This is a genomic window from Xanthomonas sp. MLO165 (assembly GCF_018831305.1).
Classification (GTDB): Bacteria; Pseudomonadota; Gammaproteobacteria; order Xanthomonadales; family Xanthomonadaceae; genus Xanthomonas; species Xanthomonas arboricola.
In genome coordinates this window covers 1,174,158-1,195,951 of sequence record NZ_CP029263.1, presented here as the reverse complement: position 1 = coordinate 1,195,951, position 21,794 = coordinate 1,174,158, and the positions used below count along the sequence as shown (strand labels likewise).

The window sequence follows — 21,794 nt, the reverse complement described above, 5'->3', positions numbered from 1 at the left end:
TGAGTCAGTGACACGCAAAAACGCCGCTCGCAGGGAGCGGCGTTTTTGTTTATGCGATACGGCTGCTCGAACAGGCGCTGATGCGCTCGATCGTGTAACCAGGTCAGGGCGTGCCGAACCGTCCCAGCGGCGCGCCGGCCAGCAGATGCAGATGGATGTGGAACACCGTCTGGCCGGCATGCTCGCGGCAGTTCATCACGATGCGATAGCCGTCCTGCGCCAGCCCCTGCTCGCGTGCATACGACGCTGCAGCGAGTGCGAGCCTGCCCACCAACAGCGCCTGCTCCGGCGGCACATCGTCCAGCGTGGGAATCGCATGCTGCTTGGGAATGAACAGCACATGCACCGGCGCCTGCGGTGCAATGTCCTGAAAGCCCAGCACCTCGTCGTCTTCATAGACGATGTTGGCCGGGATTTCGCGACGAATGATCTTGCCGAAGATGGTGTCGGTCATGGATGGGGATTGGGGATCGGTCATTAGGGATTGGCAAGAGCTTACCGCGCATGCCTCCGCTTTTCGCTTCTACGAATCCCCAATCCCAACTCCCCAATCCCCGCCCTCAAAGCACCTCACCCCGGGTGCCAAAGGCATGCGACAAGGTGCCGCGATCGACGTATTCCAGCTCGCCGCCCAACGGCATGCCCTGCGCGAGCCGGCTCGGGCGCACCGCATGCTGGCGGGCAAGCTGGGCCAGGTAATGCGCGGTTGCCTCGCCTTCCACGGTGGCATTGGTGGCGATGATCATTTCGGTGACCTCGCCGGTGGCCAGACGCTCGCCGAGCCGGTCCAGGCCCAGCTCGCGCGGGCCGATGCCGTCCAGCGGCGACAGCCGGCCCTGCAGGATGAAGTACAGCCCGCGGTAGCCGGTGGCGTGTTCGATCGCCAAACGATCGGCCGGCGATTCCACCACGCACAGCTGCTGCCGGTCGCGGCTACTGCTGGCACAGATCGCGCAGATCTCCGCCTCGGTGAAGTCGCGGCATTGCACGCAATGGCCAACCTTTTCCACCGCATTGGCCAGCGCCGCAGCCAGGCGGCGGCCCCCCTCGCGCTCGCGTTCGAGCACGTGGTAGGCCATGCGCTGGGCCGATTTCTGGCCCACACCCGGCAATACCCGGAAGGCCTCGATCAGTTGTTCGAGAAGAGAGGACATTGGGTGGCCGGGATTGGGAATTGGAGATTTGGGATTCGCAAATGCAGAAGCGGATCTCGCTTCCAGCCAATCCCCAATCCCGACTCCCGAATCCCCTCGCTCAGAACGGCAACTTCATGCCCGGCGGCAGCTGCATGCCGGCAGTGGCCGAGCCCATGCGGTCCTTGGATTCGGCGTCGATCTTGTTGGAGGCGTCGTTGAAGGCGGCGGCGATCAGGTCCTCGGCCATTTCCTGGTCGGAGAGGATGCTCGGGTCGATGCGGACCTTGCGGCACTCCTTGGCGCCGGTCAGCGTCACGCTGACCATGCCGCCGCCGGCGGTGCCGGTGACTTCCAGCTTGGCCAGTTCTTCCTGGGCGCGCTGCAGGTTTTCCTGCATCTTCTGCGCCTGCTGCATCAATTGGGCAATGTTCCCACGCATGTGTCGTTACTCGTCGTAAGGGCGGATGGAATCGGGGACGACCCGCGCGCCTTGCTGCTGAATCAGCTGCTGCACGTTCGGGTCGTTCATGAACGCTGTTTCGGCCGCGCTCTGGCGCTCGCCTTTCTGGCGGCTGGCCCGCTCGTGCAGGGTCTCGACATCGGCGTTGCCGGTCTCGATGACGATGCGCGGCGTATTTCCCAACTCGGGCGCGAGTGCCTGCGCAAGGTTGGCGATGGAACGCTCGGAATTGAGATATTCGAAGCCCGGTGCCAGCGCCAGGCGCAACACGCCGTCGCGATGGCCGATGAAGGCCGCATTGGCGGCGAGCTGTCGCGAGGGGCCGTTCAAGCCGCTGCGGGTGACCAGATCCAGCCATTGCTCGGCGTCGGCGATATGGCCGTTGTCGAGCAGGGGCGATGGATCGGTTGTCTGTGCCGGTGCCGGTACCGATACGGAGGGTGCGGCAACCGATGGCATCGACATCATCGCCGCTGCAGGTGCAGGTACCTCAGCCGCTACGGCAACTGCCACCGCAGCTTCGGGCGCGACCGCAGCCGGCTGCGTCGCAGCGGCTGCTGCGGGTGGCGCCATTGCCGCTTCCGGCGCCAGCACGGGCGTCGCCGCAGCGACGGGGGCAGCGTTGGCGCGCACCGGCGCATCGTCCATTGCCCAGGGCGGCGTGTCGTCGCTGCGCGTGGGAGCTGTCGATGGGCGGCTATCGGTCGATGCTTGCGCAGCGGGCAGCACCACGACAGGCGCGGGCGCAGCAGCGACCGGCGCCGGCGCGGCGACCGCAGCCACGGCAGCAGGCGCGGCCTCCAGGTCGGCCGGTTTCGCCACCGCTGCGGGTGCTGGTGCGGCTGCCACCGGCGCGGCGGCCTGCACGCCAGTTGCCGCAGAACGCGCATGACCGCCGGCGCTGGCACCACGTCCATCGTCGCTGCCGCCAGCCGGCACTGCCGCCGCTGGGCGGAAGGCCAGCATGCGCAGCACCGCCATCTCGAAACCGGCGCGCGGACTCGGCGCCAGATACAGATCGCGACGGCCATTGAGCGCCATCTGGTACCACAGCTGCACCACTTCCGGCCGCAGCTGCGCGGCATAGGCGGTCGGGTCGATGCCATCGCCGACGAATGCCACCGACGGCACCAACTGCTGCACCTGGATGCGGTGCAAGGCCTCGGCCAGCGCCTCCAGCACGCCGCTCCAGTCGGGCGAGAACTCGGCCAGCGCGGCGACCACCTGCATCAGGCGCGCGCCATCGCCGTCGGCCAGCGACTGCAGCATCGCGCCGACCTGGGTGCGATCGACCGTGCCGAGCATGGTGCGCACCACGTCCTCGCGCAGCGCGCCGCCGGCATAGGCAATGGCCTGGTCGAGCAGCGACAGACCGTCGCGCAGCGAGCCGTCGGCGGCCTTGGACAGCTGCACGATCGCCGATGGATCCGATTCGATCTGCTCGGCGGCCAGGATCCGGGTCATCTGGCCCTGGATCTGGTCCTCGTCCAGCCGCTTGAGATTGAACTGCAGGCAGCGCGACAGCACGGTCACCGGCAGCTTCTGCGGGTCGGTGGTGGCCAGCAGGAACTTCACGTGCTCGGGCGGCTCTTCCAGCGTCTTCAGCAGCGCATTGAACGCGGCCTTGGAGAGCATGTGCACTTCGTCGATCAGATAGACCTTGAACTTGCCGCGCGAGGGCATGTACTGGGCGTTCTCGATCACCTCGCGCACATCGTCCACGCCGGTGTTGGACGCGGCGTCGATTTCCAGCAGGTCGATGTAGCGGCCGGCGTCGATATCCAGGCAGGCCGGGCACTGGCCGCACGGATCGGCACTGGTGCCGGTCTCGCAGTTCAGCGATTTGGCGAAAATGCGCGCAATCGTGGTCTTGCCCACGCCGCGGGTGCCGGTGAACAGAAATGCGTGGTGCACACGCCCACTGTCGAGCGCGTTACTGAGCGCGCGGACCACGTGTTCCTGGCCTACGAGTTCGGCAAAACGCTTCGGGCGCCACTTGCGGGCGAGAACAAGATAAGACATCGGGCAACCAGCTTCCTCTGAACCGATATTGTGCCACGGCACGTCAAGTGGATCGTTCAGCGGCCGTGGCGCCCCGGCGTCGCCACCCACCGGAGGACTGCCGGACAACGTCGGTGGCCGGCCAGACGCCTGCGCTGGCACCGTCACGCCCGACCGGCAGATCCTTTACCTTGTTAATGGCGCCCGCGGCGGCTAGAATCCCGCTCCTGCCGACGACCCGGTCGCACGGCAGGTACGGAGAGGTGTCCGAGTGGTTGAAGGAGCACGCCTGGAAAGTGTGTAAGCGTCTAAACCGCGCTTCGGGGGTTCGAATCCCCCTCTCTCCGCCAGTTTCATGATCCAGCAACACGATTGCATGGATCCAGGGTCACGCCAGTGACCCACGTCTTATGGTGGCCCCGTCGGTCCCTCGCGACGCTAGATCGAAAATCCCGCCAGGGCCGGAAGGCAGCAACGGTATCGATTGATGCGGGCGCCGAGGTCAACCGGCGGGGACACCACCCCAACCCAGACTGATGGCGCATCGACAGATGCCGCACGCACTCGGCGCGTAATGCAGACGGTGTGCAGCCGCCACTGCGACGCGGCACTTTGCGGCCATGCTCAAAGCTGGCCAGTGATTTGCAGCGCCGTGGCGACGGCTCGGAAATACGCGCAGCGTCAGGCGCTTTCCGGCGCGCTCAACCGGCGGAACACCAACCTGATCTCTTGATGTTCCCGCAGCGCGTGGCCTGCGAGCGCACTACTGCGTCTGCGATTCCGGATGCAGCCAGCCGGCATCGCCTTCCAGGTAATGTTCGTGCTTCCAGATCGGCACGCGCGCCTTGACCTCGTCGATGATGAAGCGGCAGGCATCGAATGCGGCGCCGCGATGCGCCGCGCTGACGCCGACCCATACCGCCATGTCGCCGATGCTCAGCTCGCCCACGCGGTGCACGCAGTAGGCGTTGACGATGGCAAACCGACCCATTGCCTCGTCGAGGACGCGCTGGCCTTCGGCCTGCGCCAGTGCGGCGTAGGCCTCATAGCGCAGCCCGGCCACGCTGCGGCCCTCATTGTGATTGCGTACCCAGCCTTCGAAACTGGCGAATGCGCCGGCATGCGGGTGTTCCAGCGTAGCGCGCAAGCTGTCGACCGGCAAAGGCACCTCGGAAAGCGCAAAGAGGGCGGAAGTCTGCTCGCTCATGCTCAACCTCCCGACACCGGCGGAATAAACACGATTTCACTGCCATCGCGCACGCCGTCCTCCCAGCGCGCGAACGCGCCATCCACCGCCACGCGCAGCTGCGCCGGTGTCCAGCGCAGGCCATGGCGCGTATCGAGTTCGGCATAGAGCGCGCGCAGGTCCTGCGCCTGCGATTGCACCTGCTCGCTGGCAATGCCCGCTGCCTCACGCAGGCTGGCGAAATACAGCACTGTCACTGTCGTGCTCATTGGCTTGCTCCGATATCGCGCTTGCCACCGCGCTTGGACACCAGCCTGGTCGGGCCGATGCTCATGCTGTGCGACAACGCCTTGCACATGTCGTAGACCGTCAGGGCCGCCACGCTGGCGCCGGTGAGCGCTTCCATTTCCACACCGGTGCGATGCACGCAGCGCACCGTGCAACGGATGTCCAGCAGCTGCTCGCCCGCCCAGTCGATCTCGAACCGACACGCGTCGATCGGCAACGGATGGCAGAAGGGAATCAACTCGTGCGTGCGTTTGACCGCCATGGTGCCGGCGATCACAGCGGTCTCCACGATGCCGCCCTTGGCGCTGCGCAAGCCGTTGGCGCGCAACTGCGCGGCGACGGCGGCCGGAAAACGCACCCGGCTTTGCGCGGTGGCGCTGCGCGCGGTGACCGCCTTGTCCGAGACATCCACCATCGTGGGCAGTCCGGAATCGTCCAGGTGGGTCAGGCGTGCGGAACGGGATTTTGCAGGCATGGGAAACGACACGATGACAGGCGCTCAGGATGCGACATTCTCGGTGAACGGGGCGCCTGGATGGAACAGCAGTGCCTTACCCGCCGATCAGGAACATCTCCACCGGCTTGCCACGGCGCGGTGTCGATGCGCGCACCTCGCTGTAGCGGTCGCCACGTATGCTCCAGCGCGCACGTAGATGCTCGGACAATCCATGCTCGCCCTCGGCCAGGGCCGGCTTGAGGTCATGGCCCTGGCTGGCGAACAGGCAGGTGTACAACTGCCCGTCGGCCGACACGCGTGCGCGCTGGCAATCGCCGCAGAACGGCACGCTGACCGAACTGACAAAGCCCACCTCGCCGGCGCCATCGGCAAATGCATGCCGCTGCGCCACTTCGCCGGTGTAATTGGCATCCAGCGGCAGCAATGGCCAGCGCGCGTGGATGCGCGCGTGCAGTTGCGCCGAAGTCACCACCGCATCGGCGGTCCAGCCATTGCAACTGCCCACATCCATGAACTCGATGAAGCGCAGCACATGGCCGCTGCCACGGAAGTGCTCCACCAGGGGCAGCACCTGATCTTCGTTGACGCCACGCTGCACCACGCAGTTGATCTTCAGGCGCTGGAAGCCGGCCTGCTCGGCAGCGGCGATACCGGCCAGCACCTGCGCGATCTCGCCACGGTTGCCACTCATGCGTCTGAACAGCTCCGGATCCAGCGCGTCCATGCTGACGGTAATCCGGCGCAGCCCGGCCTGGCGCAGCGCCACCGCCTGACGCGCGAGCAAGGTGCCGTTGGTGGTCAGCGCCAGATCCTCGATGCCCTCGATCGTGGTCAGGCGCGCAATCAGGCTGGGCAGATCGCGACGCAACAGTGGCTCGCCACCGGTCAGGCGCACCTTGGTGACGCCGACCGAGACGAAGGCACGCACCAGCGTTTCCAGCTGATCGAAACTCAGGCGCTGCTGCGCATCGAATCCGTAGTCGTCGGGCACGCGATCGGCCGGCATGCAGTAACCGCAGCGGAAATTGCAGGCCTCGATGACCGACAGACGCAGGTCGCGTAGCGGCCGGCCATAGCGGTCCTGCATCGGCGCGGCGGCCAGGTTCGGCAACAGCAGGGCGCCCATCAGGGCACCATGGCGGCAGTCGGCTCCGCCAGCGACAGATGTTGACCAGGCACGGCCACGCGATGGCCGCGTGCGCGGAGCACGTCGCCGTCGGCGTCGCTGGCGTAGTGGTACAGCAGCATGCGGCTCAACAGGTCCTGCGGGTACTCCCGCTCCAAATCGTCCACCCCAGTATGCGACGGGTTGCCGTGAACGCCGCAGTCATGCGCGATGAGCTCGCTGTCGTCGGCATAACGGGCCAGCATTTCCGGGATCGGCCGGGTGTCGCCACTCCAGACCAGCGCCCCCTTCAGCCGCAGCCCGTAGGCGGTCTCCGGCCAGTGGTGGCGCGCCGGGAACACTTCCAGCCGCACCCCGTCGTGCCAGAACGCGTCGCCGACCGGCACCAGCTGGAAGGCATCCCAGAAGTTCGCGCCGCCCTCGGCCAGCACGTTCGGGTAGTCGGCGATCCGCCGCTGCAGCAACGGCACCACCGGCGCCGGCACGTACAGGCGCGTGCGGCCGCGGCGTTGGGAGAAATAGCTGTCCACGAACAGCCGTTCCAGCCCGCCGACGTGGTCCAGGTGCACATGGGTGATGAAGACCGCCTGCGGCAGATGACCGTACTGGGCCTGGTAGGCAGTCAGTCCTTCGCTGCCGCAATCGATGGTCAGCCACGGCGCGCCGGCGCGCTCGATGGTGGCCATCGGCGAACCGAGCGCCACCGCCGACGCATTGCCGACCCCTTGTACCCGCAACGCCCAGTTCATCAGTAGCCCCGGCCCCAGGCCAGCTCGTACGCGCGATGCAGGCGCTCGTAATCCTTGTCGACCTCTTCGCGGCTGCGGTTGCCGCGCAACTTCAGCAGCGAGCGATGCAGGCGCTTGAGATTGCGTTCGCGCCAGCGCGTGGCCGGAATGCGCAATACGCCGCGGTCGAAATCGATCAACCAACCATGCCCGCCGGCATCGAACAGGATGTTGTGCGCGTTGAGATCGGCATGATCCAGGCCGGCGCGATGAAAGCGCGCGATCAGCCGCCCGGTTTCTTCCCACGGCGCCCCACGCCCGGCGACCTGCGCATGATCGGCGAGCGAGCGCACGTTCTCCAGGCGTTCCATCAACAATGCAGCGCGATAACTCAGCCCCTCGCGCAAGTAGCAAGCCGCCAACGGGCGCGGCACCGGCAACTTGCGCTTGAGCAGTTCGCGCATCAGCCGGAACTCGGCAAAGCTGCGCGTGCGCCCGGCGCCCTTCCACAGATAGTGATCGCGGCTCACGCGCGCGGCCATGCCGCCGCGCAGGTACTGCCGCAACACGCTGTGACCGAACGGCGCATCCACGAACCACGCCCCACCCCGCCCGCCTTCGTCGACCGGCCGTGCCCTGTCGCCCCAGCGTTGCGGCGAAAACAGCCCGGCATCGGCTTGCCGCAGCCGTTCGCGGTCGAACAGAATGGCGCCATAGCCGCGGCCTTCGCGGTACGGCGCCAGCGCTTCAGTGGCGTCGAAAGAAACCATCTATCGAGTCTAACAACACCATGGCTTCTACGCCCGCCTCGTTATGCCTGCTGCGCCTGTCCGCCCTGGGTGACGTCACCCACGTGGTGCCGCTGGTGCGCACCTTGCAGGCGGGGTTTCCGGCAAGCCAGCTGCATTGGATCATCGACAAGGCCGGGCTGAAATTGCTCGACGGCCTGCCCGGCGTGCAGTTCCATGCCTACGACAAGCGCACCGGCGTGGCCGGCATGCGCGCGCTCCGCCGCTCGCTGGCGCCATTGGGTCGCTTCGATGCGCTGCTGCAGATGCAGGTGGCCTTGCGCGCCAATGTGCTGTCGGCCTTCGTACCGGCGCAGCGGCGGATCGGCTATGACCGCAGCCGTTCCAAGGACCTGCACGGCCTGTTCGTCAACGAGCGCATCGCCGACCGCCCCGGCATCCACGTGCTCGACGCCATCGGCAGCTTCGCGCAGCCACTCGGCCTGACCCAGACCCAGGTGCGCTGGGACTTGCCGGTTCCCGACGAGGCGCATCGCTGGGCACGCGCGCAATGGGACGACGATGGCCGCCCGGTGCTGATGATTTCGCCGTGCTCCAGCCACGCACGCCGCAACTGGTATCCCGACCGCCATGCCGCGCTGGCCGACCACGCTGCAGCGCAAGGCTGGCGGGTCGTGCTGTGCGGTGGCCGTAGCGAGCTGGAACGCAGCACCGCCGATGCCATCGTCGCAGCCGCGCGCACGCCGTTGCTGGACCTGGTCGGCAAGGACACGCTCAAACAACTCCCCGCCCTGCTCGCCCGCGCAGAGCTGGTGGTCACCCCCGATTCCGGGCCGATGCACATCGCCAACGCGATGGGCACCAAGGTGCTCGGCCTGCATGCGGCCAGCAACCCGCTGCGCAGCGGCCCTTACTCGGACGTGCGCTATTGCGTAGACCGTTACGACGCGGCCGCCCGCAAATACCTGGGCAAGCCGGCCGACCAGCTGAAATGGGGCACCAAGATCGAGTTCGACGAGGTGATGGCGCTGATCACCGTGGACGATGCGATCGCCGCATTCGAGCGTTATCGCAGCGATCATCCGCGCTGAGAATCGGCGTCGGATCGTCGCTCGAACAGGCGTTCAATCGTTGCGCAGCTGCGCGCTGCGCCGCGGTGCAGACGCCCAGGACAGCCGGGAAGCAGGAGCCAAACACCGCCGGCTCACGCGCGCGGCAGCCAATCACCGCGGTGCCGGCCGACTCGAAGTGTGGCGGCGCACCAGAAAGCGCCGCACACCCACCGACCACCACGTGTATCGGTTACGCAGACCTGCAACCAGCGGCTCTCAGACACCGCTAGCGCGGTAGTCCTGATACGACTTCTCTTCCACGTACGACGAACCCAGCGCCAGGTTGATCTCTTTCTTGATGCGCGCACGTTCGTCGTTTTCGATATAGACGCTTCGCGCCAGCTGCACGAAGCCGTCGTCGAAGGTCTGCGCCTGCTCCTTGAGCCGGATGTCGTCCTCGATCACCCATAGCCGCTCGTTGACGGCCTTGAGCGCAGCACGCAGACGCACGATGTCGTGACCGGCGGCCGGATGCGCCATCCAGCTGGTCTCCAGCGCGGACAGCTCGCTGCGCACGTTGGCCAACTTGACGGGGTCGCTCATGCGCTCGGACTTGATCTGCAGGATCGCGATCTTGTCGAGCAGCTCACCAAAGGACACGGGCACCAGGATCTCGGACATGACAGGCCTCCAACGGATATCGGGCGGATTGTAGCCAGCGCAGCAGCGCGCGGCGGCGACACATAAACAAAAGCCCCCTTGCGGGGGCTGATGCGAATCTGGCGGAGAGAGGGGGATTCACTCGGCACTCCGTGCCTTCGCCCTGCGGGCGGCTTCGCCGTGCAGACAGCGCTGCTGTCTGTCGAACCCGGGGCTTCTCACCCCCCAATGCCGCCGGCGAAACTCACGCGGCACTGGCACAACTGCTCGCCTCAATCTGGCGGAGAGGGGGGGATTCGAACCCCCGAGGCGCTATAAACGCCTGCCTGATTTCGAGTCAGGTACATTCAACCGCTCTGCCACCTCTCCAGATGGTCCCCAGTGTCCCGGGGCCGTGCATCATACGGGCACCGGCGCCCAGCCACAAGCGGCCCGGGCCGGCATCGCCGGCACGATCGAAGGTCCGGGCGTGAACCCGCCCTGCGGCACCGGCGATCGGCGTGTTGCTGCGGGCCGGCCGCGCCGCGATGATGGTCACGCACCTCCTTCCTTGGCGACCCGCCCCCATGCTCGAATTCGGACACCTTACCCATGTCGGCCTGCGCCGTGACCTCAACGAGGACACGTACTACGGCGACAGCGAGCTGGGGCTGTGGCTGGTGGCCGATGGCATGGGTGGGCATGCCTGTGGCGAAGTGGCCAGCGCCCTGGCGCGCGAAACCATCGTGCGCGAGGTGCGCGCCGGCACCCCGCTGGCCCAGGCGGTACGCATCGCCGACGAAGAGATCATCAAGACCTCGCGCCGCTGCAACGACACCTTGCCGATGGGCACCACGGTCGTCGCCGCGCGCGTGCTGGGCCAGCGCTTCGAAGTGGCCTGGGTCGGCGACAGCCGCGCATATCTGTGGCGCGACGGCCGGCTGGCGCAGCTGAGCCAGGACCATAGCTATGTGCAGGAACTGATCGCCCAGGGCACGCTGACCAGCGAACAGGCGCGCGCGCATCCGCATCGCAACGTGGTGACCCAGGCGCTGGGCGTCACCGATCCGGTCCACCTCAATGTCGCCACCATGCAGGGCGAGCTCAAATCCGGCATGCAACTGCTGCTGTGCAGCGACGGTCTCACCGAAGAAGTCGACGATGCCGCGATCGCCGCGACCCTGTCGCAGGCCGATTGCAGCGCGCAGGAATGTGTCGAATGCCTGGTCGCCGCCGCACTCGATGGCGGTGGCTCGGACAACATCACTGCGATCCTGGTGCGCAGCTACTGAAAGCGGCCAACAAGACCTAGCGAGCGCCCGCTGGCGGTCAGCGCAGAATTTCGTTGGCCGCATATGGTTGGATGCAGACAAACGCTTGGTCGGTCGAGGGCGCGATGTCCTCACCGCCTGCGGACCACGCCGTCAATCTAGCCCTGAAGACTCCCTGGCGGCATCCAGGCCGCCAAGGATCCCGGAGGCGTCGAGAGCACTGCACCAGAGCGTGAGTCGGCTGCCTAGTTGAATACCATGCACACCGACCATCTCGACAAGTCCTTGCCCGCCCACCGTCGCGGGACCTTACGCGGCATGGATGCCGCGTAAGAGCCTACACGGACGTACTTGCGGCGTGTCCCGCGATGGTGGGCGGGCAAGGGCCCTGCAGCCAAGCCGCAGATCACCGGCCTGCAGCGAAGAGCAACATCATCCCGCTCCGCACTAGACCAGAGAGACATCGCTTTGTTGGCAGGGCCAAGCTCGGGCATCGAACCCGCGCGGTAGCCACTCCGGGCGCGCAATTCGCAGCCTCGCCGGGCACCAACTACGCACTGCACTCCCACCACATCGCCGCCCCGCGCGACAGCCGGACACCCCTTGCCGAAAGCCGCACTACCCGGCAGCAGCCACCTCTTCAACCGGCGCATCCCACAGCGCGCGCCCGGCCTTCTTGCGCAGGTATGCCAGACGCGCCTCGTGCGCCTGCGACTCCGACGCGGTCACCACCACTCGCGCGCGCGGCAACAGCAACGCCGGATCGAAGGTGATCATGCCCTCGCCATGCTCGCTGCGCTGGCCGGTATCGGCGCTGGCAAAGCCGATCTCTTCCTGGCCCGAGGTCAGAGCGATATATACATCGGCCAGGATCTGCGCATCGAGCAAGGCGCCATGCAACTGGCGATGCGAGTTGTCCACGCCCAGGCGCTTGCACAAGGCATCCAGCGAGTTGCGCTGCCCCGGATAGCGCTCGCGCGCCATCATCAGGGTATCCACCACGGTGGCGCGCTCGACGATACGGCCGTAGTTGTCGCCCAGCAGCGACAGCTCGTTGTCCAGGAAGCCCAGATCGAACGCGGCGTTGTGGATGATCAGCTCCGCGCCGTCGATGTAGGCCAGGAACTCCTCGACCACATCGGCAAACAGCGGCTTGTCGGCCAGGAACTCCAGGGTCAACCCGGTCACTTCCTGCGCACCCGGTTCGAAATCGCAATCGGGCTTCAGGTAGCGATGGAAGTTGTTGCCGCTCGGGCGCCGCTCCAGCAGCTCCACCGCACCGATTTCGACGACGCGGTTGCCCTTGCGCCATTCCAGGCCGGTGGTTTCGGTATCGAGAATGATCTGACGCATGAATCCTCTTGCTGATTGCTTACGCGGTTGCGCTGCCGCCGCGCTGGGCGATGGCCTGATTGCGGGCGAGTACGTCGACGCGCTCGTTGTCCGGGTCACCATTGTGGCCTTTCACCCAGCGCCAATCGATGCTGTGGCGTTGCGTGGCCGCATGCAGGCGCTCCCACAGTTCACGGTTCTTGACCGGGTCGCCGCCAGCGGTTTTCCAACCGCGGCGCACCCAGCCGGACATCCACTCGGTGATGCCCTGGCGCACGTATTGCGAGTCGGTATGCAGCACGATCTGGCATGGCTCGGTGAGCGTTTCCAGCGCCATGATTGCCGCCATCAACTCCATGCGGTTGTTGGTGGATGTGGCTTCGCCGCCGGACAATTCCTTCTCGCGGCCGTTGTAACGCAACAGGGCCGCCCAACCGCCCGGCCCAGGATTGCCGAGGCAGGAGCCGTCGGTATGCACTTCAATGGATTTCATCAGCTTCTGGTGTTTGGAAAGTGGTCGGTCGTCAGATCGTGGCTACAGGCTGCGGCCAGCGCGAGGGCATCGCGATCGGGGTCGGCCCGATCGAAGCGGCGGCGCGCTTTTCCACTTCGAGCAGATACACCGCGCGCCAGGGTGCGCGATCGGTGCCGGTAACGCCACGCCCGGTGCGCCAGATCGGCCCCAGGTAGCGCTCGGTCTCCACGCATTGCAGCCCCGCACGCTGCGCCAGCAGCCGCCAGCGATCCGGCCGCAGCGCCACCGGACCGCGCCGCGCCCAGCGAAAGCGGTACGGGCTCAGCGGATTGAGCGTGAACAGCCATAGCCGCCCGCCCGGCATCAGCAACCGCTCGCATTCGGCCAGGAATTCCGCCGCGCCGCCCACCACCGCATGCTGCACCACGATGGCCTGCAGGCTTTCGGTCGGCAACGGAAACGGCATGGCGCAACGCGCATCTCCCGCAAAGCGGCCAGCGCTGCGAGTCAGCCGCAGCCCGCGCCCCTGCAGCAGCTCGCGCGGCGGCAGCTCGGGCGTCGGCGTCAGCCACAACCAGGGCTGCGAGGGACGCGTTTGCAACGCCGCAAGCGCCAATTTGCGCTCCAGCAGGAGCAGGCTGCGCCCTGCACCTGTTTCAAACCAGGATGAGACGCCAGCTTGACGGGAGAATGGCGTGGCAGGCATGGTCCCAATTCTATGCGACTGACCGCCCTGCCCGCATTCGACGACAACTACATCTGGGCGCTGGTCGCCAGCGATGGCCGCGCAGTCATCGTCGACCCGGGCCAGGCCGAGCCGGTGTTCGCCGCCGCAGAGCGCGAAGGCTTCAGCCCCAGTGCGGTCCTGCTGACCCACCACCATGCCGACCACATTGGCGGCGTGGCAGCGCTGCAGCAGCGTTGGCCGGACCTTGCGCTGTACGGTCCGGCCGACGAACGCATCCCGGCAGATGCCCACCGCGTGGGCCAGGGTGATCGCTTGAGCCTGCTTGGAAACAGCTTCGATGTGCTGGAAGTGCCCGGCCATACCCGCAGCCATATCGCCTTCGTCACTGACCGCCATCTGTTCAGCGGTGATACCCTGTTCAGCCTAGGCTGTGGGCGGATGTTCGAAGGTACCGCTCCTCAGATGTTCGACGCGTTGCAGCGCCTGGCCTCCCTGCCTGGCGAAACACTCGTGTGTTGCGGCCATGAATACACCTTGGCCAATGCGGCCTTTGCGCTGCACGTCGATCCCACCAACGCTGCCTTGCAGCGCCGTCAACAGGAAGCCCAGGCCATGCGTCATGCAGCCCGTCCTACCCTGCCGATTTCGCTCAAGAGTGAACTGGCCACCAATCCGTTCTTACGCACCAGCAGTCCCGAAATCCGCGCTGCGGTGGCATCTCGCGCAGGTGGGGCAATTTCCTCTGAAGTTGACGTTTTCGCCGAACTTCGGCGCTGGAAAGACGAATTTCGCGCATGAGGCGCCTGCTTCTGGCAGTGCTGACCGCATCGGCGGTCGTCGCACCCGCAGCCGCATCGTCCAACGACGCAAGCCGCTCCAAACCCGCAGAGAGCTCGATCGCCCAGACCGCCACACCCCAGGTGCGCAACGGTCGGGAGATCTTTTCGTCGTTCCTGGACGGTCGCGCCGATCCTGGCTGCGACAGCGAACATAGCGACACCCGCTGGGAACAACATTTTTCGCGCGCGCCGGCCCGTCTGGCAGACGACGCACAGGATGTCTTGCCGCTATTCGGCTACGTGGTCGATGAATTGCGCGAAGCCGACATGCCGACCGAATTTGCGCTAATTCCGTTCGTCGAGAGCGGTTATCGCCCGGGCGCCCGCAACGGCAGTGGCCCCGCCGGCCTCTGGCAGTTCATCGCTACCACTGCGCGCAACCACCATGTGCCGGTTGGCGCGCAATACGACGGACGCCTCTCGGCAGTGGACTCCACCACCGCTGCGGTGCGTTATCTCAAGACGCTGTATGGCATGTTCGGCGGCGATTGGCGCCTGGCGCTGATGGCCTACAACGCGGGCGAGTATCGCGTGCTGCAGGCCATGCGCACGGCCGGCATGAACGCGCAGAACGCTCGCCCGTCCGAATTGCCCGGCATGTCCAAGGTCACCTACGAGTACGTGGAAAAGCTGCACGCGCTCGCCTGTGTGCTGGACCATGCGCAGCAGCAGGGCAATCTGCTGACCTCGCTCGACCGCCCGGTACCGGTACTCACCGAACATGCATTGCCGGCCGGCACCAGTCTCAACGCCTTTGCGGGACAACGCGACATCGAGCCGCAGCTGCTGGCCCGGTTGAATCCGGCGCTGGCCAGCGCGCGCGCCGCACCGCGGGGCGTGCATGTGCTCGCCCCGATCGCACCTGCGCAGCCAGGTGCGACAGGTGCCGTGGTCGCATCTGCCGACACGGGCAGCACTGCGGACAACAGCGCTGCCGCCCCCACGGTCGTTGCCGCCGCGACGACGGATGCCTCCAGGCCACAGGCGCGCACCACGCATACGGTCCGCAACGGCGAATCCGCCTGGGCCATCGCACGCCGCTATGGCGTGACAGTCACGACACTGCTGACCAGCAATGGCCTGGACAAGCGTGCCGTGCTGAAGCCCGGCATGGTGTTGTCGTTCGAAGACACACCCTGACCTAAGCCGCCTGCCTCCGGCGCCGTTCCTGCGCCGCTGACGCTACAGCGGCATGCTTCTCGTCGACCTTGCACGGGGAAGTTGAGCGCCGCGCTGCGCAGGCGTAGGTCGGCTGCGAAGAGAGCGCCTGACACTTACCTTTTGCGTGCGCTGCTAGCGACGCCGTATGGAATCGGACACGGGTGGAATCGGAAACGGGCGTACTCGCAGCCGATTGGCCCGCTATCGTTGCAAGCCGACCGACATCGCAGTTGATTGAGCGCGCTTGCAGCATCTGCCGCCAACCGACAGGCAGCCACCCGTAGGCGCACCAAACGCGCAACCCGACGCTGGCTTTTCTGGCCTGGCAGATTGGCCCGGCAGATCAGCACGTTGAATGACGCACGTCTTCGCAACCGCACGCCTGCAATCCTGACGCGCGAAATCCGCAACCCCGGCAGACCTATCCCAAACGGATGGCAATGCGCACGACGCCAGATCAGTTGCGGCGGGCCATCGCAGTGCCTGGTCCACGCAACCACAGACTCGCCGCAGCGCCAGCGGCGGGATACTCCACACGAACGCTGGCACCTGCCCACGACGGCATCGGCCAAAGAAAAAGCCCGGTTCCCCGGGCTCTTTCTCCACCAGTCGAACAGCAGCGGTTACAGCTGCGCCTCTTCGATCTGGATCTTGTAGCGCTTGCGCATTTCCTTGACGTACGCCTGCGCCGCATTGTTGCCGTCGATCTGGCTCAGCTGCTCGCGCAGCATGGTCTGCTGCTCGGCCGGCATCTGCTTCAGGTCGCCCGGGGTCGCCTTGCTGATGACAAACACCGCAAAGCGCCCGCCATCCAGCTCCACCTTGCCCACCGACGGCTTGCCGTCGGTCGGACGCGGCGCGCTGAAGATGGCGCGGTTTGCCGCCGGCGTCGGAATCGGCGCGGTGCGCGGCAAGCCCGGGATCGGCTGCACCTGCAACTTCTCGCTGGCGGCCAGCGCCTGCAGGGTCTCGCCTTTCTGCACACGTGCCAGCAACGCGTCGGCAGCCGCTGCGGCGGCCTTCTCGGTGCGGTCCGCGCGGACGGCGGCGATCACCTTCTCGCGCACCTTGTCCAACGGCAGGGCCGCCTCGGCGGTGTGGTTGGTCACACGCAACACCACGCTGTGGTTCGGACCGATGGTGATCGGATCGCTCACCGTGCCGTCCTGCACCAGCGTTTCGGAGAATGCCGAACGCAGCACCGCCGGATTGGCCGCAATACCGCTCGCATCGGCGCGCGAGAACGGACCCAGTGTCTGCACCGGCAGACCGACCTGCTTGGCTGCCGGCTCCAGCGCGGTGGGATTCTTGTAGACCTGATCCACCAGCCTGCCGCTCACATCCGTAAATGCCTTGTCGGCATCGGCCTTGAGCTGCTCGGCGGCGAGCTGATCGCGCACCTGCTCGAACGACTTGCCCTGGCCGCCCTTGACCTCGCGCAGCTGGATCACGTGGTAACCGAACTCGCTCTTGATCGGGCCGACCACCTCGCCAGCCTTCATCGAGAACAAGGCATCTTCAAACGGCTTGACCATCGTGCCCTTCTCGACCCAGCCAAGATCGCCACCAGCGCCCTTGGAACCAGGGTCTTGCGAATTGGCTTTGGCCAACGCGGCAAAATCGGCGCCGGGCTGCTTGGCTTCCGCAGCCAGCTTGGCCGCTTTCTCCTCGGCGGCTTTCTGCGCGGCAGGATCGCTACCGGCGGTGATCAGGATGTGCGACGCCAGACGCTGGTCCGGCTCGACAAAACGCGCCTTCTCTTCGTCATAGCGCTTGCGCAGCGTCGCCTCGTCAGCGGCGGTTGCCGGCGGCAACTTGGCGGCATCGAGTTCGACATACTCGATCGTCACCGTCTCCGGCTGACGGAAATCCTGGGTATGCCCGTCGTACCACTGCTTGATCTGTGCATCGCTGACCGGCGCCGTATCGGCGGCCGGTGGCGGCAGCATGGCCAGCTGCACGTCGCGCGTTTCGCCCATCAGCTTGAGCAAGCGCTCGAACTCGGCCTTGGTGGCAAAGCCAGACTCGGCAATCGCCTGCGGAATCACCGACTGCTGCAGGCTGTCGCGCACCAACGCATCGAACTGCGCCGGCGTGCGCGGCGGCGTGCCCTGCGCAAGTGCAGCGCGGTACTGGTCGGGACTGAATTTGCCGTCGACCTGGAATGCCTGAATGCCGGCGATGTAATCGCGCACCGTCGCATCGCCGATCACGATGCCGGCATCTTCGGCACCCAGACGCACGACTTGCTCGTCGACCAACTGGTCGAGCACCTGCAATTTGTTTTCGCGGGATTCGAACGTGCGCGGATCGAAATTCTCGCCCTGGCGCTGCCGCTCCTGCATGCGCGCCTGCTCGAAGCGGGCGCGGAAATCCTGCGTACTGATTTCATGGTGCTGCCACAGCAGCGAGACCGGCCACCACGACGGTGCCGATTTCCACCATGTCGGCGGTGCCTGCACCTTGGCCACATTATTGGCGCCAATGCCGCCGAGGTAGCTGTTGTCGATGACGAACAGGAACGGAATCATCAGCAACCCCAGGATGGCGGTAGCGATCCAGCCTGACGTCTTGTCGCGAAGTTTCTGCAGCATTGGCAAATCACGGCCTGTGGGCGAGCCGCGCAGTGTAACGCGCCTGACGCCGGGCACCCAGCCCAACCCCGCACCGCACCGGATCCGACATGGCTTTCGGAGCGAAATTGCCGCCATAGCGGCCAAAAAAAAGCCCCCGGCACGGAGCCGAGGGCTTTGTATAACTGGCGGAGCGGACGGGACTCGAACCCGCGACCTCCGGCGTGACAGGCCAGCATTCTAACCAGCTGAACTACCGCTCCGCTTTAAACTTGGACTGCTGCTTCTCCACCATTTCCGCAATGCGAATCCGGTGGAGAAAACGAAGCCCCCAATCGCTCAGGGGCTTCGGTAGAACTGGCGGAGCGGACGGGACTCGAACCCGCGACCTCCGGCGTGACAGGCCAGCATTCTAACCAGCTGAACTACCGCTCCGCGCTTAAAACATTTGCCTGGTGCTTAATGGTGGGTGCTGAGGGTTTCGAACCCCCGACCCTCTCCGTGTAAGGGAGACGCTCTACCGCTGAGCTAAGCACCCTAGCGAGTCGATTAGTTTACTGCATCCTTCAGGGCTTTGCCAGCCTTGAATGCAGGATTCTTCGAAGCAGCGATCTTGATGCTGTCGCCGGTCTTCGGATTGCGGCCGGTACGCTCAGCGCGCGCGCGGACCTGGAAGGTGCCGAAGCCGACGAGTGTGACGGCATCGCCCTTCTTCAGCGCCTTGGTGATTTCGCTCACAACCGCGTCAACAGCACGGCCGGCCTCAGCCTTGGAGATGTCAGCGGCAGCGGCAACGCCATCGATCAATTCGGTTTTATTCATTCTTGAAACTCCCTTTGCGGCAGATGCCGCGGAATCGACAATCGGCGCTCTTGCCGTTAGCGAAGAACCCGACACAAGTGGTATCGCATGACGCATCACAATTTGCCGCGCCCACGAGTCGTGCATTTATACCAGCGCCCCCAACCGCACGCAAGCCAAAACCCAATAACGACGCGGGTTTTGGCTTGTTTTGCCTGGGTTTAGACAAGCGGTTTTAGTGCTTGACGCGGGTACCGGGAGTAGTGCGCGACTTGCCGCGGACCGCAACCCGCGAAGCCGTCTTGCGGGCCTTTTCCTTGCCCACCTTCTTCGGTGCCAACGGACGTTCCAACGCGAGATCCAGCACTTCGTCGATCCACTTGACCGGCACGATCTTCAGATCGCGCGTGACGTTGGCCGGGATGTCAGCAAGATCCTTGCGGTTCTCGTCGGGGATCAGCACGGTGCGGATGCCACCGCGCAACGCTGCCAACAACTTCTCCTTCAGGCCGCCAATCGCCGACACGCGACCACGCAAGGTGATCTCGCCGGTCATCGCCACATCGGCGCGGATCGGCACCTTGGTCAACACCGACACCAGCGAGGTCACCATCGCGATACCGGCGCTCGGGCCATCCTTCGGTGTCGCGCCATCGGGCACATGCACGTGCACGTCCTGCTTCTGCAGGAAATCCACGTCGATGCCGAGTCGCTCGGCGCGCGAACGCACCACCGACAAGGCGGCCGATGCCGATTCCTTCATGACGTTGCCGAGCTGACCGGTCAGGATCAGGTTGCCCTTGCCCGGCACCAGCGTGGACTCGACCTGCAGCAGCTCGCCGCCGACTTCGGTCCAGGCCAGACCGGTGACCAGGCCGATTTCGTTCTCTTCTTCGGCACGGCCGAAATCGAAGCGACGCACGCCCAGATACTTGTCGAGATTCTTCGCGTTGACCGTGACCAGGGCCTTGGGCTTGCCCTTCTTGGCGACCACCTTCTTGGCATCCGGCTGCGGGCCGGCAAGCGCGATCTCCTTGACCACCTTGCGGCAAATCTTGGCCACTTCGCGCTCAAGGTTACGCACGCCCGATTCGCGCGTGTAGTAACGCACGATGTCCTGGATCGCATCGCTGCCGATCTCGATCTCTTCCGGCTTCAGGCCGTTGGCCTTGATCTGCTTGGGCACCAGGTAACGCATGGCGATGTTGAGCTTCTCATCCTCGGTGTAGCCGGGGATGCGGATGACTTCCATGCGATCCAGCAACGGACCGGGAATGTTGAGCGAGTTGGAGGTGGCGACGAACATCACCTCCGACAGGTCCAGGTCCACTTCCAGATAATGGTCGTTGAAGGAGTTGTTCTGCTCGGGGTCGAGCACCTCCAGCAGCGCCGAGGACGGGTCGCCGCGGAAGTCCATCGACATCTTGTCGATCTCGTCCAACAGGAACAGCGGATTCTTGCTGCCGACCTTGTTGAGGTTCTGCACCAGGCGGCCGGGCATCGAACCGACATAGGTCCGGCGATGGCCACGGATCTCGGCCTCATCGCGGATACCGCCCAGGCTCATGCGCACAAACTTGCGGTTTGTCGCCTTGGCGATCGATTGCCCGAGCGAGGTCTTGCCCACGCCCGGCGGCCCGACCAGGCACAGAATCGGCCCCTTCATCTGCTTCACGCGCGACTGCACCGCCAGATACTCGAGGATGCGTTCCTTGACCTTGTCCAGTCCGTAGTGATCGGCGTCCAGGGTGTCCTCCGCGACCTTCAGGTCCTTGCGGACCTTGGTGCGCTTCTTCCACGGCACGCCCAGCAGCCAGTCCAGATAGTTGCGCACCACGGCCGCCTCGGCGGACATCGGCGACATCTGCTTGAGCTTGTTGAGCTCGGCCTTGGCCTTGGTCTCGACCGGCTTGGGCATGCCCGCCTCGGCGATCTTGCGCGCCAGCTCCTCCAGCTCGCCCGGCGCATCGTCCAAATCGCCCAGCTCCTTCTGGATCGCCTTCATCTGCTCGTTGAGGTAGTACTCGCGCTGGCTCTTTTCCATCTGCGACTTGACGCGGCCGCGGATGCGCTTTTCCAGCTGCTGCACGTCGATTTCGCCGTCCACCAGCCCGACCAGCAGCTCCAGCCGCTCACCGATCTCGGTGATTTCCAGCAGGCGCTGCTTGTCGGCAAGGCGCACGCCAATGTGCGCGGCGATGGTGTCGGCCAGACGGCCCGGCTCGTCGATGCCGGCCAGGGTCTGCAGCAGCTCCGGCGGCAGCTTGCGGTTGGTCTTGACGTACTGCTCGAACAGCGACATCAGCGAACGTGCGATGGCCTCCACCTCGCGCGGCTCACGCGCGTCGCTGGCTTCGATCTCGATGCCCTGGCCCTGCAGTGCGCCATCCAGCTCGACGACCTTGTCGACGGTGACCCGCGACAGACCTTCGACCAGCACCTTGATGGTGCCGTCGGGCAACTTGAGCAGCTGCAGCACCTGCGCGAGCGTGCCGACGGTATAGAGGTCGCTGGCGGTCGGGTCGTCGGTTTCGGCCGACTTCTGCGCAACCAGCAGGATGCGCTTGTCCGCCTCCATGGCTTTTTCCAGCGCGCGCATCGACTTGTCACGGCCGACGAACAGTGGAATCACCATGTGCGGAAACACCACCACGTCGCGCAGCGGCAACACCGGCAGATCGAGAACTTCTGGTTGGGACTGGGCCATGGGGCGCTCCGCAGGAATGGGGGTTTTGGGGCGTAAAAAAAGCCGATGGCCCCGTTATGGGGCCATCGGCCAGGTGTTGCAAGTAGCGTTCGGAAACCCTTTATCCGCGAGCGAGGCCGGGGCCC

Annotated in this window: 21 protein-coding genes, 5 tRNA genes and 1 other RNA gene; 6 read left to right on the top strand and 21 right to left on the bottom strand. The window is 65.5% G+C overall.

Going from position 1 to position 21,794, the window contains the following annotated elements; all coding sequences use genetic code 11:
• Positions 1-103: 103 nt before the first annotated feature.
• From DGN21_RS05250 to dnaX, 4 genes are all read right to left on the bottom strand, one after another.
• On the bottom strand, positions 104-454 hold the full coding sequence (locus DGN21_RS05250; RefSeq protein ID WP_016902528.1) for a histidine triad nucleotide-binding protein: 351 nt from the start codon (positions 452-454) through the stop codon (positions 104-106).
• 106 nt (positions 455-560) lie between these two features.
• On the bottom strand, positions 561-1,154 hold the full coding sequence (gene recR, locus DGN21_RS05245) for a recombination mediator RecR (RefSeq protein ID WP_016902529.1): 594 nt from the start codon (positions 1,152-1,154) through the stop codon (positions 561-563).
• A gap of 100 nt (positions 1,155-1,254) precedes the next feature.
• Entirely contained in the window at positions 1,255-1,575 is a 321-nt protein-coding gene (locus DGN21_RS05240) for a YbaB/EbfC family nucleoid-associated protein (RefSeq protein ID WP_005913896.1), read from the bottom strand.
• Between the two features lie 6 nt (positions 1,576-1,581).
• Positions 1,582-3,618, bottom strand: a complete 2,037-nt coding sequence (gene dnaX / locus DGN21_RS05235) for a DNA polymerase III subunit gamma/tau (RefSeq protein ID WP_126965171.1) — start codon at positions 3,616-3,618, stop codon at positions 1,582-1,584.
• A gap of 236 nt (positions 3,619-3,854) precedes the next feature.
• Between dnaX and DGN21_RS05230 the strand changes: the two genes are divergently transcribed.
• Together DGN21_RS05230 and ffs are read left to right on the top strand one after the other, a co-directional pair.
• Positions 3,855-3,947, top strand: a tRNA-Ser gene (locus tag DGN21_RS05230).
• Positions 3,948-4,016: 69 nt separating this feature from the next.
• Positions 4,017-4,113: signal recognition particle sRNA small type (ffs, locus tag DGN21_RS05225), an RNA gene on the top strand.
• Positions 4,114-4,360: 247 nt separating this feature from the next.
• On the opposite strand, the gene DGN21_RS05220 is transcribed toward ffs, so the two are convergent.
• The 6 genes from DGN21_RS05220 to DGN21_RS05195 all read right to left on the bottom strand — a co-directional run bounded on the left by DGN21_RS05220 (position 4,361) and on the right by DGN21_RS05195 (position 8,152).
• Entirely contained in the window at positions 4,361-4,810 is a 450-nt protein-coding gene (locus DGN21_RS05220) for a molybdenum cofactor biosynthesis protein MoaE (protein WP_160954650.1), read from the bottom strand.
• On the bottom strand, positions 4,807-5,052 hold the full coding sequence (locus DGN21_RS05215; protein ID WP_024938437.1) for a MoaD/ThiS family protein: 246 nt from the start codon (positions 5,050-5,052) through the stop codon (positions 4,807-4,809). The genes DGN21_RS05220 and DGN21_RS05215 overlap by 4 nt, the downstream gene beginning before the upstream one ends.
• Complete coding sequence (gene moaC / locus DGN21_RS05210) at positions 5,049-5,546, bottom strand: cyclic pyranopterin monophosphate synthase MoaC (RefSeq protein WP_024938436.1); 498 nt, start codon at positions 5,544-5,546, stop codon at positions 5,049-5,051. Before moaC ends, DGN21_RS05215 begins: the two co-directional genes overlap by 4 nt.
• A 76-nt stretch (positions 5,547-5,622) precedes the next feature.
• Entirely contained in the window at positions 5,623-6,654 is a 1,032-nt protein-coding gene (gene moaA / locus DGN21_RS05205) for a GTP 3',8-cyclase MoaA (protein WP_104568858.1), read from the bottom strand.
• Entirely contained in the window at positions 6,654-7,403 is a 750-nt protein-coding gene (locus tag DGN21_RS05200; protein ID WP_115043147.1) for an MBL fold metallo-hydrolase, read from the bottom strand. Before DGN21_RS05200 ends, moaA begins: the two co-directional genes overlap by 1 nt.
• Positions 7,403-8,152 carry a 3-deoxy-D-manno-octulosonic acid kinase gene (locus tag DGN21_RS05195; RefSeq protein ID WP_024938433.1) on the bottom strand — a complete coding sequence of 250 codons (750 nt, stop codon included), beginning with the start codon at positions 8,150-8,152 and terminating at the stop codon, positions 7,403-7,405. The genes DGN21_RS05200 and DGN21_RS05195 overlap by 1 nt, the downstream gene beginning before the upstream one ends.
• Positions 8,153-8,172: 20 nt before the next feature.
• Here DGN21_RS05195 and DGN21_RS05190 point away from each other — a divergent pair, with 20 nt between their 5' ends.
• The gene (locus DGN21_RS05190) at positions 8,173-9,222 is read left to right on the top strand and encodes a glycosyltransferase family 9 protein (protein WP_126965173.1); all 1,050 of its coding nucleotides are present in this window, start codon (positions 8,173-8,175) and stop codon (positions 9,220-9,222) included.
• A gap of 237 nt (positions 9,223-9,459) precedes the next feature.
• On the opposite strand, the gene DGN21_RS05185 is transcribed toward DGN21_RS05190, so the two are convergent.
• Positions 9,460-9,864 (bottom strand): DUF6165 family protein, encoded by a 405-nt coding sequence (locus DGN21_RS05185; RefSeq protein ID WP_102252645.1) that lies wholly within the window; start codon positions 9,862-9,864, stop codon positions 9,460-9,462.
• Between the two features lie 257 nt (positions 9,865-10,121).
• Positions 10,122-10,212: transfer RNA gene (locus DGN21_RS05180), tRNA-Ser, on the bottom strand.
• A 197-nt stretch (positions 10,213-10,409) separates the two neighbouring features.
• On the opposite strand from DGN21_RS05180, the gene DGN21_RS05175 reads away from it, so the two are divergent.
• The gene (locus DGN21_RS05175) at positions 10,410-11,114 is read left to right on the top strand and encodes a PP2C family serine/threonine-protein phosphatase (RefSeq protein ID WP_024938430.1); all 705 of its coding nucleotides are present in this window, start codon (positions 10,410-10,412) and stop codon (positions 11,112-11,114) included.
• A 597-nt stretch (positions 11,115-11,711) separates the two neighbouring features.
• On the opposite strand, the gene dnaQ is transcribed toward DGN21_RS05175, so the two are convergent.
• The 3 genes from dnaQ to DGN21_RS05160 are packed head-to-tail and all read right to left on the bottom strand — an operon-like array spanning position 11,712 to position 13,606.
• Positions 11,712-12,446, bottom strand: a complete 735-nt coding sequence (gene dnaQ, locus DGN21_RS05170) for a DNA polymerase III subunit epsilon (protein ID WP_024938429.1) — start codon at positions 12,444-12,446, stop codon at positions 11,712-11,714.
• 19 nt (positions 12,447-12,465) lie between these two features.
• Positions 12,466-12,918, bottom strand: a complete 453-nt coding sequence (gene rnhA, locus DGN21_RS05165; protein WP_024938428.1) for a ribonuclease HI — start codon at positions 12,916-12,918, stop codon at positions 12,466-12,468.
• 31 nt (positions 12,919-12,949) lie between these two features.
• Positions 12,950-13,606 (bottom strand): hypothetical protein, encoded by a 657-nt coding sequence (locus DGN21_RS05160; protein WP_024938427.1) that lies wholly within the window; start codon positions 13,604-13,606, stop codon positions 12,950-12,952.
• Positions 13,607-13,618: 12 nt separating this feature from the next.
• On the opposite strand from DGN21_RS05160, the gene gloB reads away from it, so the two are divergent.
• Positions 13,619-14,386, top strand: coding sequence for a hydroxyacylglutathione hydrolase (gene gloB / locus DGN21_RS05155; RefSeq protein WP_102581886.1), 768 nt, complete (start codon positions 13,619-13,621; stop codon positions 14,384-14,386).
• A complete protein-coding gene (locus tag DGN21_RS05150) occupies positions 14,383-15,567 on the top strand; it encodes a lytic transglycosylase domain-containing protein (RefSeq protein WP_104553645.1) in 1,185 nt (394 codons plus the stop codon). Before gloB ends, DGN21_RS05150 begins: the two co-directional genes overlap by 4 nt.
• A gap of 644 nt (positions 15,568-16,211) precedes the next feature.
• Here DGN21_RS05150 and DGN21_RS05145 read toward each other — a convergent pair.
• From DGN21_RS05145 to lon, 6 genes are all read right to left on the bottom strand, one after another.
• A complete protein-coding gene (locus DGN21_RS05145) occupies positions 16,212-18,182 on the bottom strand; it encodes a peptidyl-prolyl cis-trans isomerase (RefSeq protein WP_104541544.1) in 1,971 nt (656 codons plus the stop codon).
• A gap of 165 nt (positions 18,183-18,347) precedes the next feature.
• Positions 18,348-18,424 (bottom strand) — tRNA-Asp (locus tag DGN21_RS05140).
• 95 nt (positions 18,425-18,519) lie between these two features.
• Positions 18,520-18,596 (bottom strand) — tRNA-Asp (locus DGN21_RS05135).
• A 28-nt stretch (positions 18,597-18,624) separates the two neighbouring features.
• Positions 18,625-18,699 (bottom strand) — tRNA-Val (locus DGN21_RS05130).
• A gap of 11 nt (positions 18,700-18,710) precedes the next feature.
• Entirely contained in the window at positions 18,711-18,983 is a 273-nt protein-coding gene (locus DGN21_RS05125; RefSeq protein WP_024938423.1) for an HU family DNA-binding protein, read from the bottom strand.
• 214 nt (positions 18,984-19,197) lie between these two features.
• Positions 19,198-21,669, bottom strand: coding sequence for an endopeptidase La (gene lon, locus DGN21_RS05120; RefSeq protein ID WP_104553644.1), 2,472 nt, complete (start codon positions 21,667-21,669; stop codon positions 19,198-19,200).
• Positions 21,670-21,794 lie beyond the last annotated feature (125 nt).